Genomic DNA, 17,506 nt, shown 5'->3' with positions numbered 1-17,506 from the left:
CCGAGGGACCGCACCTCGAAAGGTGCGGTCCCTCAGCTATCGGCTAAGCCCAGCGGCGAGCGATCAGCTCTGGCCGCCCGCGAGCTTCTCGCGAAGCGCGGCAAGCGCCTCGTCCGAAGCCAGCGCACCGGAGGTGTCGGCACCCTCGGATGAGTACGAACCGCCACCGGCGGCCGGAGCGGCACCCGCGGCGTCGCCACCCTCCTCGGCAGCGGCAGCGTCGGCCTCGCGGCTCTTGATGACCTGCTGCTGGTGCTGCTCGAAGCGCTGCTGCGCCTCGGCGTACTGGTGCTCCCACGCCTCGCGCTGGGTCTCGTAGCCCTCGAGCCAGTCGTTGGTCTCGGGGTCGAAGCCCTCGGGGTAGATGTAGTTGCCCTGGTCGTCGTAGGACGCGGCCATGCCGTACAGGGTCGGGTCGAACTCGACCGTGGCCGGGTCGGCACCGAAGGCCTCGTTGGCCTGCTTCAGCGAGAGGCTGATGCGGCGGCGCTCGAGGTCGATGTCGATGACCTTGACGAAGATCTCGTCGTTGACCTGGACGACCTGCTCCGGGATCTCCACGTGGCGCTCGGCCAGCTCGGAGATGTGGACCAGACCCTCGATGCCCTCGTCCACGCGGACGAACGCACCGAACGGAACCAGCTTGGTGACCTTACCCGGGACGACCTGACCGATCTGGTGGGTCCGGGCGAACTGCTGCCACGGGTCTTCCTGGGTCGCCTTCAGCGACAGGGAGACGCGCTCGCGGTCCATGTCGACGTCGAGGACCTCGACGGTGACTTCCTGGCCGACCTCGACAACCTCGGACGGGTGGTCGATGTGCTTCCAGGACAGCTCGGAGACGTGGACCAGACCGTCGACGCCACCCAGGTCCACGAAGGCACCGAAGTTGACGATCGAGGAGACCACACCGGAACGGACCTGACCCTTCTGGAGGGTCGTGAGGAACGTCTGGCGGACCTCGGACTGGGTCTGCTCCAGCCAGGCACGGCGGGACAGGACCACGTTGTTGCGGTTCTTGTCCAGCTCGATGATCTTCGCCTCGAGCTCCTTGCCCACGTAGGGCTGGAGGTCGCGGACGCGGCGCATCTCCACCAGGGAGGCCGGGAGGAAGCCGCGGAGGCCGATGTCGAGGATGAGACCACCCTTGACGACCTCGATGACGGTACCGGTGACGATGCCGTCCTCTTCCTTGATCTTCTCGATGGTGCCCCAGGCACGCTCGTACTGGGCGCGCTTCTTCGAGAGGATCAGGCGGCCTTCCTTGTCCTCCTTCTGGAGAACAAGGGCTTCGATCTCGTCACCGACGGCGACGACCTCGTTGGGGTCGACATCGTGCTTGATCGAGAGCTCGCGGCTCGGGATGACACCTTCGGTCTTGTAACCGATGTCGAGCAGGACCTCGTCCCGGTCGACCTTCACGATGACGCCGTCGACGATGTCGCCGTCGTTGAAGTACTTGATCGTCTCGTCGATCGCGGCGAGGAAGGCTTCCTCGTTACCGATGTCGTTGACCGCTACCTGCGGGGTGGTGGCGGTGGTCTCGGTGCTGCTCGTCATGTGAGAAAGGGCTCCGGTACGGACATTGAAGTCGTAGGTACTGCTTACGCCGGGAGCCTGTTTCGCTCTGCAGAAGCCGGACAGCCTGGGAAGCGCCACCCGAAACACTGGTGACGCCTCGACAACCGAGGGGACATACATACAGATGCGAGCGCAGCCTGCTACGTCTGAGGTGCGCAGGCCCGCAGCGCAACTTGTAGCATACGGGGGCAGCCGGGCAGGGTCAATGCGCGAAGGCGCACACCCGGGGCGGAACACCGCATACCCGGCACAAGAAACGTCCCACCAGGCCACGCACGCCTGAGAGACCCCCTCCGTGACACACCCGCCGACGGGTTGCACGGAAGAGTACGACGAGGGAGCCGATCATCCAAGAGCCCGATTCGTTCGACCAGGAAGAGGCCGGTGCGACGGCCGGCGCCGAGGCCGAACCCGAAGCCACCCGGCGTGCCGCCGGGGTCGCGGAGAGCAGCCGGGCCAACCGCGGCTGGTGGGACCGCAACGCCGACGAGTACCAGGTCGAGCACGGCACGTTCCTCGGCGACGACCGTTTCGTATGGGGTCCCGAGGGCCTCGACGAGGTGGAGGCGGAGCTGCTCGGCCCGCCGGAGGAGCTGAAGGGCAAGGACGTCCTGGAGATCGGCGCCGGCGCGGCCCAGTGCGCGCGCTGGCTGGCCGCCCAGGGGGCCCGGCCGGTCGCCCTGGACCTCTCGCACCGCCAGCTCCAGCACGCGCTGCGCATCGGCGGATCGTTTCCGCTGGTCTGTGCGGACGCGGGCGCGCTGCCCTTCGCGGACGCCTCCTTCGACCTGGTGTGCTCGGCGTACGGGGCGCTCCCCTTCGTCGCCGATCCGCGTCTGGTGCTGCGCGAGGCGCGCCGCGTGCTGCGTCCCGGCGGGCGGTTCGTCTTCTCGGTGACGCACCCGATCCGCTGGGCGTTCCCGGACGAGCCCGGCCCCGAGGGGCTCTCGGTCTCGTCCTCCTACTTCGACCGGACGCCGTACGTCGAGCAGGACGAGGACGGCCACGCGGTCTACGTCGAGCACCACCGCACGCTCGGCGACCGGGTCCGGGACATCGCCGCCTCGGGTTTCCGGCTCGTCGACCTGGTGGAGCCGGAATGGCCGGCCTGGAACACGTCCGAATGGGGTGGCTGGTCCCCGCTGCGGGGCGGTCTGATCCCCGGGACGGCGATCTTCGTGTGCGAGCGCGACTGAACGTCCCGGGACGCGACCGAACGCCTCTGGAACGGCACGCGCGCGTGAGGCCGTAAGGACACGCGCGCGTGAAGGGCGCTTTCGGTCGCGTACGACACTAGGGGCGTGATCCGTTACGACGCCCTGGACGCGCTCCCCGTGCGGGAGGCCCTGCCCGGTCTGCGCGACGCCCTGGACGGGCACGGCACCGCCGTCCTGGTGGCACCGCCCGGCACCGGCAAGACGACGCTGGTGCCGCTGGCGCTGGCCGGGCTGCTCGGCGAGGGGCCGGCGCGGCGGGTGGTGGTGGCCGAGCCGCGCCGGATCGCCGCCCGCGCGGCGGCCCGCCGGATGGCCTGGCTGCTCGGCGAGCAGGTCGGGCGGAGCGTCGGCTACACCGTGCGCGGCGAGCGGGTCGTGGGCCGGCACGCGCGCGTGGAGGTCGTCACGACCGGTGTGCTGTTGCAGCGTCTGCAACGCGACCAGGAACTGTCCGGCGTCGACGTCGTGATCCTCGACGAGTGCCACGAGCGCCATCTGGACGCCGACACGGTGGCGGCCTTCCTCTGCGACGTGCGGGAGACCCTGCGGCCGGAGCTGCGCCTGGTGGCCGCGTCGGCGACGACGGACGCGCAGGGGTGGTCGCGGCTGCTGGGCGGGGCGCCGGTGGCCGAGGCGGCCGGTGTCTCGTACCCCGTGGAGACGGTGTGGGTGCCGCCGGCGCGTCCGGTGCGGCCACCGCACGGGATGCGGGTCGACCCGGCGTTGCTCGCCCATGTGGGGTCGGTGGTGCGGCGGGCCCTGACCGAGCGGGACGGGGACGTGCTGTGCTTCCTGCCCGGCGTGGGCGAGATCGCGCGGGTGGCCGGCCGGCTGGGTGACCTGGGGGACGTGGAGGTGCTCCAGGTGCACGGCAGGGCGCCGGCCTCCGTGCAGGACGCGGTGCTGGCGCCCGGGGCGCGCCGCCGGGTGGTGCTGGCGACCGCGGTCGCCGAGTCCTCGCTCACCGTCCCCGGGGTGCGGGTGGTCGTCGATTCGGGGCTCGCGCGGGAGCCGCGGGTGGACCACGCGCGCGGGCTGAGTGCGCTGGCGACGGTACGGGCGTCCCGCGCCGCCGGTCGGCAGCGGGCCGGGCGGGCCGGGCGGGAGGCGCCGGGGGCGGTGTACCGGTGCTGGTCCGAGGCCGAGGACGCTCGGCTGACGGCTTTTCCGGCCCCGGAGATCAGGGTGGCCGATCTGACCGCGTTCGCCCTCCAGGCGGCCTGCTGGGGCGATCCGGGGGCCTCGGGACTGGCGCTGCTCGACCCGCCGCCGGCCGGGGCGATGGCGGCGGCCCGGGAGGTGCTGACGGCGATCGGTGCGGTCGACTCCGCCGGACGGGCGACGGAACGGGGGGTACGGCTGGCCCGGCTGGGGGTGCATCCGCGGCTGGGACGGGCGCTGCTGGACACCCCGGGCGGAGGTGCGGAGGCGGTCGCGCTGCTGAGCGAGGAGCCGCCGCGGGAGTACGGGGACGATCTGGCGGCCGCGCTGCGCACCGCCCGGCGGGGCGGAGACGCCTATGCAGGGCGCTGGCTCGCGGAGGTACGGCGGCTCCGGGCGGACAGAGAGGGGACCTCGGCGGCCGGCGTGGACGGCCAGGGCACCTCTGCGGCCGGTGTGGACGACCGCGCCGTGGGACGTGTCGCCGCCCTCGCCTTCCCCGAGCGGGTCGCCAGGGCAGACGGAGGGTCGTACCTGATGGCCTCCGGGACCCGGGCCGAGCTCGCCGACGGCAGCCCGCTGCGCGGCGCGCCGTGGATCGCCGTGGCGGTGGCGGACCGCCCGGTCGGCAGCGGGCACGCGCGCGTGCGGCTCGCCGCGGTGGTCGACGAGGACACGGCCAGGTCGGCGGCGGCCCCGCTGTACGCGGAGGACCAGGAGGTCCGCTGGGCCGACGGGGACGTCGTCGCGCGGCGGGTGGAGCGGCTCGGGGCGATCGAGCTGACGGTGCGGCCGTTGCGGGACGCCGACCCGGCACTCGTACGCGACGCACTGCTCGACGGGCTGCGGCGCGAAGGGCTCGGCCTGCTGCGGTGGACGCCCGACGCGGCCGTACTGCGGCAACGCCTCGCCTTCCTCCGGCTGCACCTCGGGGAGCCCTGGCCCGACGTCTCCGACGACGCGCTCCACGCGCGCGTGGACGAATGGCTGGAGCCGGAGCTCGGCCGGGCCCGGCGGCGGGCCGATCTCGGCCGGATCGACGCCGGGGAGGCGCTGCGGCGGCTGCTGCCATGGGCGGGCGGGGAGGCGGGACGGCTCGACGAGCTGGCGCCGGAGCGGATCGCCGTACCGAGCGGGTCGCGGATCCGGGTCGACTACGCGAACCCCGAACAGCCGGTGCTCGCCGTGAAGTTGCAGGAGATGTTCGGCCTGCAGGAGTCGCCCGCCGTGGCCGGGGTGCCGGTGCTCGTGCATCTGCTGTCCCCCGCCGGGCGGCCCGCCGCGGTCACCGCCGACCTCGCCTCGTTCTGGCAGGACGGCTACAGGGGCGTACGGGCCGAGCTGCGCGGGCGGTACCCGAAGCATCCCTGGCCCGAGGATCCCGCCACGGCCGAGCCCACCCGGCACACCAACGCGCGGCTCAGACGCTGACCGGCTCCGGGACCGAGGAGTCGACCGGCTCGGGATCGGCCGGGCGGCGGCTGCGGGCCTCCAGGTAGAGGGAGAGGGCGAGCAGCGCGATGCCGAGGGAGAGGAACCCCCAGGGCAGGTAGGAGGTCAGCAGCAGGACGAGGGTGCGGTTGTGCTTGACCAGGGCGACCGTGCTCTCGATGTAGTCCTCGCGCATCTTCACGTCGCCGGCGAAGGCCGTCACCTTGGCACGGCCGCCGAGCAGGGTGCCGCCGCACAGCTCCTCCTTGTGGATCTCCTCGCCGTAGACGGGTGCCCCGGTGGCCGGTTCGACCCAGAACTTGCGGACGGTGGTGTACCAGCGGGTGGTGCCGGTCTTGGCCACGGTCTCCGGGGTGATGCCCTGCACCGGCATCTTCTTGGGCATGGGGACCTTGGTCCACGGGATGGTCTGCTCGAAGTAGTAGACCTTGACGCCCCGGAAGGTCTGCGTCCCCTTGTAGTGGATGGGGTTGGTGGTGCGGGTCTGCGCGTCGAAGTACTCGTAGTCCCGCTTCTCGGTGAGGAACGGGAACTTGAACTCGATGCCGTCCCGGGTCACCGGGTCGCCGTCGACCATCTCGCCGGTGGCGTGCACGGGTTCCTGGCTGTGGGCGTCGAAGATGTAGCGCTCGGGGATCTCGGAGACCATCTTGCCGTCGGGTCCCTGGACGTAGGAGAGGCCGTCCCAGACGACGACGTCCCGGCCCGCCGTCTTCTCGATCTTCTTCGCCGCCTCCACGTTCCCCTTGAGGGTCTGCACGATGGTGACCTGGGGGACCTTCTTCGCCGTCATGGTGCCGTAGTCGAGGAGCGTGGCGTTCTTCGCCACCAGGACCATGTCCTGGTACTGGTTCGCCGGGATCTTGGCGAGCCGCGGGAAGGCGTACCAGCGCAGCAGCGGGGACAGCGCGGCGAAGAACACGGCACAGGCGAGCAGGACCAGACTGGCCTTGCGGCGCATCTCGGCCTCCCGGGGCGGCGGTTACGGGTGGGACGGCACCGTGGTGAGCAGCGGCTTGGGGGACGTCCTTCCGTCCGGCGACCCCACGGCGCTGATCGTCACGACCAGGACGACCGCGAGGACGAGACCGCTCGCGGCGGCGATCAGGGCGCGCATGCGGGGCCTCCCTACGGCCGACGACTTCCTGATGGATCGTCAGGTCCGGGCACGGTAGCAACGGGAGGGTGAGATGAGAACAGGTCGTACGACGACGAGGGCGCCGTCCCGCGTCGGCGGGAGGGCGCCCTGGTGGTCGTGCGACGGTGGATCAGGAGGAGGCGGAGGCGCTCGGGGAGGCGGAGGAGGAGGCCGACGCGGAGGCGGAGGCGCTCGGCGACGGGCTCGACGAGGAGTCGGCCGCGGCGACGGTCAGCTCGACGGTGAGCGTGGCGCCACCGGTGGTGGTGATGCGCAGCAGGAACGTGCCGGTGGTGTCGTCCGCGTACAGCTTGGGCAGCGTGAGCAGGCCGTCCGCGTCCGTCTGGAGGTCCGTGAGGGTGCGGACGGCGTTGCCGTTCGCGTCCTTGAAGTACGGGCCCTTGTCGTTCTCGCTCGGGTCGTCCGCCGACTTGACCAGCGTGGCGGTGGCGGCGACCTTGTCGGCGACGGCGCCCTGGTAGGTGGCCTTCGTCTGCACCTGGTCGGCGAACTCGCCGCCCGGGGTGCAGGTCAGCGCCGTGGTGTTGACGAGGGCGAGGGTGTCGGCGGCGCGCGCGGTGACGGTCGCGTCGTAGTCGACGCCCTTGACCGTGCGGCCGACCACGCTCGCGTGGACCGTGAAGTCGCCGGTCTTCTCGCCCGCCTGGAGCGCCGGCGCGACGGCGACGCCCTTGCTGTCGGTGGTGACCGTGGCGGTGTCCTCGCCGCCGCTGAAGGTCGCGTCCGTGTCCCCGACGATGGTGAAGCGGACCCGGACCTTGGCGACGGTCCGGCCGGCCTTGGTCTCCGCGCGCGTGCTGATCTGCTTGCCGAACGCGTCGCCTGCCATCGCCGTGAGCGTGGCGGTGCCCGCGTCCTCCAGGTGGTCCACGGTGTCGGTGGCCGTGGGCGGCACGGTCGGCGTCGTGCTCGGGGTGCTCGGCGTGGGCTCGGTGGGCTTCGGCGTGCTGGTGGTCGGCTTCGTCGTGGAGCCGTCGGAACCGGAACCGGAACCGCCGGAGCCGGTCGAGCCGTCGCTGCGGTGCGTGGGCAGCGTTCCCGTGCCGTTCGGGACCGAGTGGGTGCCCTTGCGGTAGAACTCGTACCAGGACAGCACCAGGTTGAGGTAGTCCTGCGAGTTGTTGTAGCTGAGGATCGCGCTGTTCATGTCGGCCTGGACGGACAGGTCCCAGCCGTAGCGGCACAGGTAGTGGCCGGCGGCGAGCGCCGCGTCGTAGACGTTGTTGGGGTCCTTGACGCCGTCGCCGTTGCCGTCGCGGCCGGCCCACGCCCAGGTCGAGGGGATGAACTGCATGGGGCCGACGGCCTGGTCGTACTGGCTGTTGCCGTCGTACTGGCCGCCGTCGGTGTCCTTGATGAGCGCGAAGCCGTTGCCGTCGAGCTCGGGGCCGAGGATCCGGTGCAGGGTGTTGCCCTCGGCGTCGACGTCACCGCCGCGGGCCTGGCCGGACTCGACCTTGCCGATGGCGGCGAGCAGCTGCCAGGGCAGGTTGCAACCCGGCTTGGAACTACGCAGCTCCGCCTCGGCCTTCTTGTAGGCGTCGAGGACGGTGGCGGGGATGCCGGCCTCGGCCGCGCCGCGGGAGACGGCGGTGCCGATGCTCGGCGCGGAGGCCGAGGGGCTCGCGCTGGGGTTGGGGCTGTTGAGCGGCGGCAGGTCCGTGTAGTACGGCGAGTTGCCGGTGGCGCCGTCGGCGGCCCCGGATCCGTCCGGCGCGGAGGTGCTGGCACCGGCGTTGGCCTGTCTGCCCGTGTCTCCGGACGTGGCGCCCGGTGCCTGGGACGCGGACAGAGCCGCCACCGCCAACGCGGCCGCGGCGGTCGTCGCCGCTCCCTTGCGCAGCCGCCTGCCGAATTGCGCCGCCATAAGGTGAACCCCTCCCATGGACGCCTTCTGAGCGCCCGTCTCCGTCTGTCCGCTCGCCCCTGGTGTGACGGTCGACCCGGTGCTGTGGTTGCCCCCTGTTACCTCTTTCGCGTGATGAGGTAGCGCATCCGGCCATGCACGCCGGGGCGGCGACCCAGGCGACCCTACGACAACTTCCCTTCCGCGGACACCCGGCGGTGCCCGATTTTCACCAGTTGGCCATCCCCCGTTGAACGATGGTGGTGTGGCGGATACTTGTCGTACGCGATCACTTGTTCGGCGCTACGGCCGGCGACCGTTTCGACGACTTCCTCCAGGGGGCCCGGGTGCCGTTCACTCTCAGCCATGCCGCCGCCGTGCTGCCCGCCGTGCGGGGCGACGGGACCGGGCGCGGGCGGCTGGTGCCGGCGGTGCTGGTCGCGGGGTCCTTCGCGCCCGACCTCACCTACTACGCGGCGAGCGCGGTGCCGGACGCGATGGAGTTCGGCGATGTCACGCACTCCTTCACCGGTGTCCTCACCGTCGACGTGCTGTTCGCCTGGGCGCTGGTGGCGCTGTGGCTGCTGGTGCGGGAACCCCTCGTGGCCCTCGCGCCCCGGGCCCGGCAGGGGCGGGTGGCCGCGCTGCTGCGCTGCGGGGCGCCACGCGCGCGTGCGGGGCTCCCGGTCGCCGCGTGGTGGTACGTCTCCGCCGTGGCCGGCGGGCTCACGCACGTCGTCTGGGACGCGTTCACGCACCACGACCGCTGGGGGACGCGGCTGATCCCGGCCATCGGCCGGAGCGTCGCGGGCATGCCGCTGTACACCCTGCTCCAGTACGGCAGTTCGGTGGTCGGTGCGGCCGTGGTCTCCGTGTTCGCGGTCCGCGCGGTACGGCGGGCGCCGGCCGGGGAGCCGGTGGGGGTGCCGCTGCTGTCGGTGCGGGACCGGTGCTGGGCCGGCGCCGCGATCACCGGCTGCCCCCTGCTCGCGGCGGTGCAGCGGGCGACGCGGTGGTGGGAGTACCGGGGGGCTACGGCGAAGCCCTGGGAGCTGCTCCCCACCGTGCTCTTCGGAGCGGGCGCGGGGCTGCTGGCGGGGGTTCTGGGGTACGCCGTGGCGGTCAGGGTGTGGCGTCCGGCTCCGGTGCCCGACGGCGTGCGGCGGAGCGCGTCTGCCGTTCGGTGAGGCTCGCCACGAACACGGTCATGGTGCGGGGGCGGCGGGGGCCGGGGAGCGCGGTGAGGAGCAGCGCGAGGTAGCTGCGGGCGAGGTCGAACCACTGGCGCAGGCCGGGGCGGGCGCGGAGCCTGCGGCGGAGCCGGGTGACGGCTCGGCGCACGGTGACGGCGAGGTCGGCGGGGATGCGGGCAGAGCTGGCGCCGGCCGCCAGGGCCGGGGCCGACGGGGACGCCGTGACCTCGGCGGAGGCGGAGGCGGAACGGGCCTTGGCCGGGGGCCTGCTCTGGGGCGTCCGGCGGTGAACCATACGTATACCCATGGCCGCATCCTTGCCGGTGGCGGAAGCCGAGGCGTTCTGACGGGGTCCACGCGAGTGACGGGCCGGCGCCCCCTTTTTTACTCCGGCTCCCCTCGCTCCAGCGCCCCCTCTTTTCTCCGCCGCAACGGCGAGCAGCCCCAGCGGCGCTTTCCGGCGATGCCGAACGATGCGCATCCGGCGGGTCCGGCACCGCCGGAGGCCGCCGTCGTGGCTGAGCACCGTTGCGGCGGAGAAAGGAAAAGGAAGGGGGGCGGCGAAGAAGAAGGAGCGAGAGAGGAGAAGAAAGGGAGACGAGGAGGGCGGAGGCGGAGGACGGAGGCAGAGGGCGGAGGCGGAGGACGGAGGCAGAGGGCGGAGGCAGAGGGCGGAGGCGGAAGGCGGAGAAGGAGGGCGGAGGCGGAAGGCGGAGGCGGAAGGCGGAGGCGGAAGGCGGAGGCGGAAGGCGGTGATGGCGACGGCACCGTCGCCGCAGGACCGCAAGAAGGGACGGCGCCGCTCCACCAGGATCGGGGAACGGCGCCCTCTGTCGACCGCCTCGGAAACACGCCTCCTGTCGGCCCCTCGGGAACACGCCTCCTGTCGGCCCCTCGGAGACACGCCCTTTGGCGGCCGCCTCGGAAACGCGCCCTCTGCCGGCGCTCGCCGGAGGCGCTAGTGGGCCGCCGACTCCCAGTCCGGGCCGACGCCCACCGAGACGTCCAGAGGGGCCCGGAGGTGGACCGCGTTGGACATCTGGTCGCGGAGGACGGACTCGACCCGGTCCCGCTCGCCGGGGGCGATCTCCAGGACGATTTCGTCGTGGACCTGGAGCAGCATGCGGGACTTCAGGTCCGCCTCGCGCAGCGCGCCGTCCACCCGGAGCATGGCGATCTTGACGATGTCCGCCGCCGTGCCCTGGATGGGCGCGTTGAGCGCCATCCGCTCGGCCGCCTCCCGGCGCTGCCGGTTGTCGCTGTTGAGGTCGGGGAGGTAGCGGCGGCGGCCGAAGAGGGTCGCCGTGTAGCCGGTGGCGCGGGCCTCGTCGACGACGCGGCGCAGGTAGTCGCGGACCCCGCCGAACCGCTCGAAGTACGTGTCCATCAGGGCCCGGGCCTCGCCCGCGTCGATGTTCAGCTGCTGGGAGAGGCCGAAGGCGGAGAGCCCGTACGCGAGGCCGTACGACATCGCCTTGATCTTGCGGCGCATCTCCGCGTCGACGGCCGAGCGGTCGACGTCGAACACCTGGGAGGCGACCGTGTTGTGCAGGTCCTCCCCGGAGGTGAACGCCTCGATCAGGCCCTCGTCCTCGGAGAGGTGGGCCATGACGCGCAGCTCGATCTGGCTGTAGTCGGCGGTCATGAGCGACTCGAAGCCCTCGCCGACGACGAAGCCACGGCGGATCGCGCGGCCCTCGTCGGTGCGGACCGGGATGTTCTGGAGGTTCGGGTCGGTGGAGGAGAGGCGGCCGGTCGCGGCGACGGTCTGGTTGAACGTCGTGTGGATGCGGGCGTCGGCGGCGACGGTCTTGATCAGGCCCTCGACCGTGACCCGCAGCTTGGCCTGCTCGCGGTGCCGGAGCATGATCACCGGCAGCTCGTTCTCCGTCTGGCCGGCGAGCCAGGCGAGCGCGTCGGCGTCGGTGGTGTAGCCGGTCTTGGTCTTCTTCGTCTTCGGGAGCGCCAGTTCGCCGAAGAGGACCTCCTGGAGCTGCTTGGGCGAGCCCAGGTTGAACTCGTGGCCGGCCGCCGCGTGCGCCTCCTTCACCGCCTGCTGGACCGCGCCCGCGAACATCTGCTCCATCGCTTCCAGGTGCGCGCGGTCGGCCGCGATGCCGTACCGCTCCATCCGGGCGAGCAGGACGGAGGTGGGCAGCTCCATGTCACGGAGCAGGTCCGCCGCGCCGACCTCCTGGAGCCGCTCCTCGAAGGCCTCGCCGAGGTCGAGGATCGCGCGGGCCTGGATCATCAGGGCCTCGGCCTCGGCGCCGTCGTCCGCGCCGAACGCCAGCTGGCCGTCGGCCGCGGCGGCCGGGGCCAGCTCGCGGTGCAGGTACTCCAGGGACAGCGCGTCCAGGTCGAAGGAGCGGCGGCCGGGCTTGACCAGGTACGCGGCGAGCGCGGTGTCCATGGTGACGCCCTCGATGGTCCAGCCGTGCTCGGCGAAGACCCGCATCGCGCCCTTGGCGTTGTGGAAGACCTTGGGCCGGGCGGCGTCGGCCAGCCAGGCCGCCCACGCGTTCTCGTCAGCCTCGTCCAGCTCCGCCGGGTCGAACCAGGCCGCCGGTCCCCCGGCCGCGGCCAGCGCGACCTCGGCGACCGAACCGGTGCCGAGCGCCCAGGTGTCGACGGTGGCGACGCCCAGCGGCTGCTCCGTGCCGTGCTCGGCCAGCCAGCCGGCCAGCTCGCCGGTGCCGAGGACGGAACCGTCCACCTCCACGCCCGCCTCGGCGACCGGCGCCGACTCGGTCTCCTCGGCGCCGGGGTCGACGGCGTAGAGCCGCTCGCGCAGCGACGGGTTGCGGATCTCCAGGGTGTCCAGGATCATCGCGACGTTCTTGCGGTCGTACGGCGCGCGCTCCAGCTCGGCGACCGTCCTCGGCAGCTCCACGGCGCGCTCCAGCTCGGTGAGCCGGCGGTTGAGCTTGACGGACTCCAGGTGGTCGCGGAGGTTCTGGCCGGCCTTGCCCTTGACCTCGTCGACGCGCTCCACCAGCTCGGCGAAGGAGCCGAACTGGTTGATCCACTTCGCGGCCGTCTTCTCGCCGACGCCCGGGATGCCGGGCAGGTTGTCGGACGGGTCGCCGCGCAGGGCCGCGAAGTCGGGGTACTGGGCGGGCGTCAAGCCGTACTTCTCGAAAACCTTCTCCGGGGTGAACCGGGTCAGCTCGGAGACGCCCTTCGTCGGGTAGAGCACCGTGGTGTGTTCGGTGACCAGCTGGAAGGAGTCGCGGTCGCCGGTGACGATCAGGACGTCGAAGCCCGCCGCCTCGGCCTGGGTGGCGAGGGTGGCGATGATGTCGTCGGCCTCGAAGCCCTCGACGGCGAAGCGCTGCGCGTGCATGGCGTCGAGCAGCTCGCCGATCAGCTCGACCTGGCCCTTGAACTCGTCCGGGGTCTTCGAACGGTTCGCCTTGTACTCGGTGAACTCCGCGGAGCGCCAGGTCTTGCGGGAGACGTCGAACGCCACCGCGAAGTGCGTGGGCGCCTCGTCACGCAGGGTGTTGGCCAGCATCGACGCGAAGCCGTAGATCGCGTTCGTCGGCTGCCCCGTCGCGGTCGTGAAGTTCTCCGCGGGCAGCGCGAAGAACGCGCGGTACGCCAGCGAGTGCCCGTCCATGAGCATCAGCCGGGGACGGGGGCCGCCGGGGGTCTTGTCGGTCTGCTTCGCTGCTGTCTCTGCCACGCCCCCGATCCTGCCACGCCGCACTGACAGTGAGGGCCGACGGTTCGGGTTGCGGCGGGCCCGGGCGGTCGGACACCGGTTCCGTTCCCCTCTCTCCGCGACTCCCTCCTCGCCCCTCTCCTCGGCTCCCTCCGCTGCTCCCTCCTCGGCCGCCCGTGCTCGATGGTTGTCGGTGGCGCGTGCGAGTATCGGGTGCACATGGCAGTGGTGCCGGCGTAGAGGGAGAGCGTGCGATGGCGACGAAGCCGCCCAAGGAGGACCCGGTCCAGGACGCCCCGCAGGTGGCGGAGCCGAAGCACGCGGCCGCGGGGCTGCCCGCCATCGGCCACACGCTGCGCATCGCCCAGCAGCAGATGGGCGTGAAGCGCACCGCGCTGACGCTGCTGCGGGTGAACCAGAAGGACGGCTTCGACTGCCCCGGCTGCGCCTGGCCGGAGCCCGATCACCGGCACGCGGCCGAGTTCTGCGAGAACGGCGCGAAGGCGGTGGCCGAGGAGGCGACCCTGCGGCGGGTGACCCCCGAGTTCTTCGCCGCGCACTCGGTCGCCGACCTGCACCACCGCAGCGGCTACTGGCTCGGCCAGCAGGGCCGGCTCACCCACCCCATGTATCTCGCCGAGGGCGCCGAGCACTACGAGCCGGTCGGCTGGGAGCAGGCCTTCGACATCATCGGCGAGGAGATCGCGGCACTCTCCTCCCCCGACGAGGCGGTCTTCTACACCTCGGGGCGGACCAGCAACGAGGCCGCGTTCCTGTACCAGCTGTTCGCGCGCGAGCTGGGCACCAACAACCTGCCGGACTGCTCCAACATGTGCCACGAGTCCTCGGGCTCGGCGCTGAGCGAGACGATCGGCATCGGCAAGGGCAGTGTCAGCCTTGAGGACCTGTACAAGGCCGACCTGATCATCGTGGCCGGGCAGAACCCGGGCACCAACCACCCCCGGATGCTCTCCGCGCTGGAGAAGGCCAAGGCCAACGGCGCGAAGATCATCAGTGTCAACCCGCTCCCGGAAGCCGGCCTGGAGCGGTTCAAGAACCCGCAGACCCCCCAGGGCATGGTGAAGGGCGCCGCCCTCACCGACCTGTTCCTGCAGATCCGCATCGGCGGCGACCAGGCCCTGTTCCGTCTCCTCAACAAGCTCGTACTGGAGACCGAGGGCGCGGTCGACGAGAAGTTCGTGCGCGAACACACCCACGGGTTCGAGGAGTTCGCGGAGGCCGCCCGCGCCGCCGACTGGCACGAGACGCTCACCGCGACCGGACTCACCCGCGCGGAGATCGAGCAGACCCTCGACATGGTGCTCGCCTCGGAGCGCACCATCGTCTGCTGGGCCATGGGGCTCACCCAGCACAAGCACTCGGTGCCGACGATCCGTGAGGTCGTCAACTTCCTTCTGCTGCGCGGCAACATCGGCCGTACCGGCGCGGGCGTGTGCCCGGTCCGCGGCCATTCGAACGTGCAGGGCGACCGCACCATGGGCATCTTCGAGCGGCCGGCCCCGGCCTTCCTGGACGCCCTGGAGAAGGAGTTCGGCTTCGCGCCCCCGCGCGAGCACGGCTTCGACGTGGTCCGGGCCATCCGCGCGCTGCGCGACGGCGACGCGAAGGTCTTCTTCGCCATGGGCGGCAACTTCGTCTCCGCGACCCCCGACACGGAGGTCACCGAGGCGGCGATGCGGCGGGCCCGGCTGACCGTGCACGTGTCGACCAAGCTCAACCGCTCACACGTCGTCACGGGGGCGCGGGCGCTGATCCTGCCGACGCTCGGCCGGACCGAGCGCGATCTCCAGGGCAGCGGCGAGCAGTTCGTCACCGTCGAGGACTCCATGGGCATGGTGCACGCCTCGCGGGGCCGCCTGGCGCCCGCAGGTCCGCACCTGCTGTCGGAGCCGGCCATCGTCTGCCGACTGGCCCGCCGGGTGCTCGGCGAGAACAGCCGTACGCCGTGGGAGGAGTTCGAGAAGGACTACGCGACGGTCCGGGACCGAATAGCGCGCGTGATCCCCGGCTTCGACGACTTCAACGCGCGCGTGGCGCACCCGGGCGGCTTCGCGCTCCCGCACGCCCCGCGCGACGAGCGGCGCTTCCCGACGGCCACCGGCAAGGCGAACTTCACGGCGGCCCCGGTCGAGTACCCCGAACTGCCCGAGGGGCGGCTGCTGTTGCAGACGCTGCGCTCGCACGACCAGTACAACACCACGATCTACGGCCTGGACGACCGCTACCGGGGCATCAGGAACGGCCGCCGGGTGGTCCTGGTGCACCCGGAGGACGCGCGGCTGCTGGGCGTGGCCGACGGGTCGTACGTGGACCTGGTCGGCGAGTGGAAGGACGGCGTGGAGCGCCGGGCGCCGGGCTTCCGGGTGGTGTACTACCCGACCTCCCGGGGCTGCGCGGCCGCCTACTACCCGGAGACCAACGTGCTGGTGCCGCTCGACGCGACCGCGGACACCAGCAACACGCCGGCCAGCAAGTCCGTGGTGATCCGCCTGGAGGCCGGAGTGCGGGGGCCGACGGCCGCCGTCTGAGCGCCTGTTCAGCGCGTCTGGAAGAATCGGCGGCCTACTGAGCGTTTGCTCAGTAGGGAGACAGCCGCACGACGAACGGAGCCGGCCCATGGGCGAGCAGCAGCACGTGAAGTTCCCGCAGGAGGTCATCGACGAGTACGCCGCGCTCGGTGTCGACCTGCAGGCCCTGTTCTCGGCGGGCCACCTCGGCAACCGCATGGGCGTGCAGATCGTGGAGGCCTCGGCGGAGCGGGTCGTCGGCACCATGCCGGTGGAGGGCAACACCCAGCCGTACGGGCTGCTGCACGGCGGTGCCAGCGCGGTGCTGGCGGAGACCCTGGGCTCGGTCGGTTCGATGCTGCACGGCGGCAGTTCGAAGATCGCGGTCGGCGTGGACCTCAACTGCACGCATCACCGCGGGGCCCGCTCCGGCCTGGTCACCGGCGTGGCAACGCCGGTACACCGGGGGCGTTCCACGGCGACCTACGAGATCGTGATCAGCGACGAGGAGGGCCGGCGGGTGTGCACGGCCCGCCTGACCTGCCTGCTGCGGGACCTCGACGGCACGAGGCTCCCCTCCGAGGTCAGGAGCTGACCCGGCCCCGAGCCGGGGCCCGCCGGGCACCGAAGCCATTGCTCCCCGCCGTCCGCCCCCGTAATTTCGGGGCATGGGACGGCGAGGAAGCGGCCTGCCCGGGCCGACCGCACTGGTGCTCGGGCTCGCTCTGCTGACCGGCTGCGGCGATCCCGGTGCCCCCGATCGCGATTCGACGGGCCCCACACCCTCCGCGCCCGCCGCCGCTCCTCCCTCCGCGTCCCCTTCCACGACCTCCGCCGCCGAGTTGTGCGCCTCGATCGTCGCCCACTGGTCGCGCGAGGTGCTCGACAGCGACACCTACGGGGACTACCAGTCGATGGGACTGTCCAACGGGCAGTACGAGATCCTCCGGACCGTCGTGGACGCCGCACGGGCCGTGGAACGCGACCAAGGGGCCGCTGCCGCCTACCGGTTGATCGACCGTCGGTCGCGTGCCGCCTGCGCCGGGCGCTACCGCAACGGGACACCGACGGGAGGCCCCTGGCAATGAGCATGGGCGGCACGAGCGGAACGAGCGGCATCGGCCCCGTCGAACCGGGAGAGGGCACCCAGGCCCAGGACGCACCGGACGCCCCCGAGGCGGCCGTCTCCCCTCCCCCGCACCCCGCCCGCCGCCGCGCCCTCGCCGTCGCCGCGGCCGCCGCCCTCCTCGCCGGCGGCGGCTATCTGATCGCGACCCGCCCGCACCCACCGACGCCGGCGCCGCCCGAAGTCCCTTACCCCGCACAGGCGGTGGCGTTCGCCTTCCTGGACGGCCGGGCCACTCCCCCGGGTGCCCCGCCACGCAGCTTCAGCTTCGCGGTGCGCATGACCGTGACGGACGGGCCGCCGGTCACCGTACCCAGGGTGACCCAGCCCTACGCCGGCCTCACCCTGACCGAGTCGCCACCCGCCCCCTTTCGGACAAAAGCGGGCTCACCCCGCGAGATCACGATCACGATGCATGTGACCGATTGCGCGACGGTTCCGAAGGATGCCGGACTGCCTTTCCTGGACGTAACTCTGCGTAATACCCGTGCAATACAAGTACAGAGTTTCATCCTGGGGTCCCGCTACGCACAGCACCTCTCGCACGCCTTGAAAGTCGCCTGTAGCAACAGTTAG

Annotated in this window: 13 protein-coding genes; 7 read left to right on the top strand and 6 right to left on the bottom strand. The window is 72.0% G+C overall.

Annotation, left to right across the window (positions count from 1 at the left end; genetic code table 11):
* Nucleotides 1-63 precede the first annotated feature (63 nt).
* Nucleotides 64-1,560, bottom strand: coding sequence for a 30S ribosomal protein S1 (rpsA, locus tag ACGF5O_RS03070; RefSeq protein WP_123977983.1), 1,497 nt, complete (start codon nucleotides 1,558-1,560; stop codon nucleotides 64-66).
* Nucleotides 1,561-1,928: 368 nt separating this feature from the next.
* Here rpsA and ACGF5O_RS03065 point away from each other — a divergent pair, with 368 nt between their 5' ends.
* Both ACGF5O_RS03065 and hrpB read left to right on the top strand, forming a co-directional pair.
* Nucleotides 1,929-2,777, top strand: a complete 849-nt coding sequence (locus tag ACGF5O_RS03065; RefSeq protein ID WP_393808407.1) for a class I SAM-dependent methyltransferase — start codon at nucleotides 1,929-1,931, stop codon at nucleotides 2,775-2,777.
* Between the two features lie 105 nt (nucleotides 2,778-2,882).
* The gene (gene hrpB, locus ACGF5O_RS03060; protein ID WP_393808162.1) at nucleotides 2,883-5,390 is read left to right on the top strand and encodes an ATP-dependent helicase HrpB; all 2,508 of its coding nucleotides are present in this window, start codon (nucleotides 2,883-2,885) and stop codon (nucleotides 5,388-5,390) included.
* On the opposite strand, the gene ACGF5O_RS03055 is transcribed toward hrpB, so the two are convergent.
* The 3 genes from ACGF5O_RS03055 to ACGF5O_RS03045 all read right to left on the bottom strand — a co-directional run bounded on the left by ACGF5O_RS03055 (nucleotide 5,380) and on the right by ACGF5O_RS03045 (nucleotide 8,437).
* Complete coding sequence (locus ACGF5O_RS03055; RefSeq protein ID WP_393808161.1) at nucleotides 5,380-6,372, bottom strand: DUF3068 domain-containing protein; 993 nt, start codon at nucleotides 6,370-6,372, stop codon at nucleotides 5,380-5,382. The two genes, hrpB and ACGF5O_RS03055, sit on opposite strands and share 11 nt — an antisense overlap.
* A 21-nt stretch (nucleotides 6,373-6,393) precedes the next feature.
* Nucleotides 6,394-6,528 (bottom strand): SPW_0924 family protein, encoded by a 135-nt coding sequence (locus ACGF5O_RS03050; RefSeq protein WP_362581481.1) that lies wholly within the window; start codon nucleotides 6,526-6,528, stop codon nucleotides 6,394-6,396.
* A gap of 151 nt (nucleotides 6,529-6,679) precedes the next feature.
* On the bottom strand, nucleotides 6,680-8,437 hold the full coding sequence (locus tag ACGF5O_RS03045) for a lytic transglycosylase domain-containing protein (protein ID WP_393808160.1): 1,758 nt from the start codon (nucleotides 8,435-8,437) through the stop codon (nucleotides 6,680-6,682).
* Between the two features lie 326 nt (nucleotides 8,438-8,763).
* Here ACGF5O_RS03045 and ACGF5O_RS03040 point away from each other — a divergent pair, with 326 nt between their 5' ends.
* Nucleotides 8,764-9,603, top strand: coding sequence for a DUF4184 family protein (locus ACGF5O_RS03040; RefSeq protein ID WP_393808406.1), 840 nt, complete (start codon nucleotides 8,764-8,766; stop codon nucleotides 9,601-9,603).
* Here the strand turns inward: ACGF5O_RS03040 and ACGF5O_RS03035 are convergent.
* Both ACGF5O_RS03035 and polA read right to left on the bottom strand, forming a co-directional pair.
* Complete coding sequence (locus ACGF5O_RS03035; RefSeq protein ID WP_393808159.1) at nucleotides 9,539-9,916, bottom strand: hypothetical protein; 378 nt, start codon at nucleotides 9,914-9,916, stop codon at nucleotides 9,539-9,541. The two genes, ACGF5O_RS03040 and ACGF5O_RS03035, sit on opposite strands and share 65 nt — an antisense overlap.
* Before the next feature lie 651 nt (nucleotides 9,917-10,567).
* Entirely contained in the window at nucleotides 10,568-13,297 is a 2,730-nt protein-coding gene (polA, locus tag ACGF5O_RS03030; RefSeq protein WP_393808158.1) for a DNA polymerase I, read from the bottom strand.
* Nucleotides 13,298-13,530: 233 nt separating this feature from the next.
* Between polA and ACGF5O_RS03025 the strand changes: the two genes are divergently transcribed.
* The 4 genes from ACGF5O_RS03025 to ACGF5O_RS03010 all read left to right on the top strand — a co-directional run bounded on the left by ACGF5O_RS03025 (nucleotide 13,531) and on the right by ACGF5O_RS03010 (nucleotide 17,506).
* Nucleotides 13,531-15,825: an FdhF/YdeP family oxidoreductase gene (locus ACGF5O_RS03025; RefSeq protein WP_393808157.1), complete on the top strand. Its 2,295-nt coding sequence runs from the start codon at nucleotides 13,531-13,533 to the stop codon at nucleotides 15,823-15,825.
* An 88-nt stretch (nucleotides 15,826-15,913) separates the two neighbouring features.
* Nucleotides 15,914-16,399, top strand: coding sequence for a PaaI family thioesterase (locus ACGF5O_RS03020; protein WP_393808156.1), 486 nt, complete (start codon nucleotides 15,914-15,916; stop codon nucleotides 16,397-16,399).
* 73 nt (nucleotides 16,400-16,472) lie between these two features.
* Complete coding sequence (locus tag ACGF5O_RS03015) at nucleotides 16,473-16,892, top strand: hypothetical protein (RefSeq protein ID WP_393808155.1); 420 nt, start codon at nucleotides 16,473-16,475, stop codon at nucleotides 16,890-16,892.
* On the top strand, nucleotides 16,889-17,506 hold the full coding sequence (locus ACGF5O_RS03010) for a Tat pathway signal sequence domain protein (protein WP_393808154.1): 618 nt from the start codon (nucleotides 16,889-16,891) through the stop codon (nucleotides 17,504-17,506). The genes ACGF5O_RS03015 and ACGF5O_RS03010 overlap by 4 nt, the downstream gene beginning before the upstream one ends.

Origin of the sequence: Streptomyces sp. NPDC048291, from assembly GCF_043201715.1 — a bacterium.
GTDB lineage: Bacteria > Actinomycetota > Actinomycetes > Streptomycetales > Streptomycetaceae > Streptomyces.
This window is presented reverse-complemented; position numbering and strand designations above follow the sequence as displayed.

Bases quoted from the DNA above. Each gene is read 5' to 3' on its own strand.
- ACGF5O_RS03015 (WP_393808155.1), top strand. From the start codon at position 16,473: ATGGGACGGCGAGGAAGCGGCCTGCCCGGGCCGACCGCACTGGTGCTC.
- ACGF5O_RS03045 (WP_393808160.1), bottom strand. From the start codon at position 8,437: ATGGCGGCGCAATTCGGCAGGCGGCTGCGCAAGGGAGCGGCGACGACC.
- rpsA (WP_123977983.1), bottom strand. From the start codon at position 1,560: ATGACGAGCAGCACCGAGACCACCGCCACCACCCCGCAGGTAGCGGTC.
- ACGF5O_RS03020 (WP_393808156.1), top strand. From the start codon at position 15,914: ATGGGCGAGCAGCAGCACGTGAAGTTCCCGCAGGAGGTCATCGACGAG.
- ACGF5O_RS03010 (WP_393808154.1), top strand. From the start codon at position 16,889: ATGAGCATGGGCGGCACGAGCGGAACGAGCGGCATCGGCCCCGTCGAA.
- ACGF5O_RS03035 (WP_393808159.1), bottom strand. From the start codon at position 9,916: ATGGGTATACGTATGGTTCACCGCCGGACGCCCCAGAGCAGGCCCCCG.
- ACGF5O_RS03055 (WP_393808161.1), bottom strand. From the start codon at position 6,372: ATGCGCCGCAAGGCCAGTCTGGTCCTGCTCGCCTGTGCCGTGTTCTTC.
- ACGF5O_RS03025 (WP_393808157.1), top strand. From the start codon at position 13,531: ATGGCGACGAAGCCGCCCAAGGAGGACCCGGTCCAGGACGCCCCGCAG.
- ACGF5O_RS03050 (WP_362581481.1), bottom strand. From the start codon at position 6,528: ATGCGCGCCCTGATCGCCGCCGCGAGCGGTCTCGTCCTCGCGGTCGTC.